The organism is Paenibacillus sp. GbtcB18 (assembly GCF_019091125.1).
Taxonomy (GTDB): Bacteria; Bacillota; Bacilli; order Paenibacillales; family NBRC-103111; genus Paenibacillus_F; species Paenibacillus_F chitinolyticus.
On record NZ_JAGXJX010000732.1, the window covers coordinates 1 to 243 of the forward strand.

Consider the following 243-nt stretch of genomic DNA (forward strand, 5'->3'; position numbering starts at 1 on the left):
GAGCTGACGGGATTCGAACCCGCGGTCTCCTGCGTGACAGGCAGGCATGTTAGGCCTCTACACCACAGCTCCAAGTATTGCGGGGGCAGGATTTGAACCTGCGGCCTTCGGGTTATGAGCCCGACGAGCTACCGGGCTGCTCCACCCCGCGCCAGTAAAAACTTGTTATGGTGGACGCTGACGGGATCGAACCGCCGACCCTCTGCTTGTAAGGCAGATGCTCTCCCAGCTGAGCTAAGCGTC

The 243-nt window shown here is 60.5% G+C and carries 1 tRNA gene; it reads right to left on the reverse strand.

The window, feature by feature from the left end:
• Window positions 1-77 precede the first annotated feature (77 nt).
• Window positions 78-151 (reverse strand) — tRNA-Met (locus KVT34_RS30915).
• Window positions 152-243: the final 92 nt, after the last annotated feature.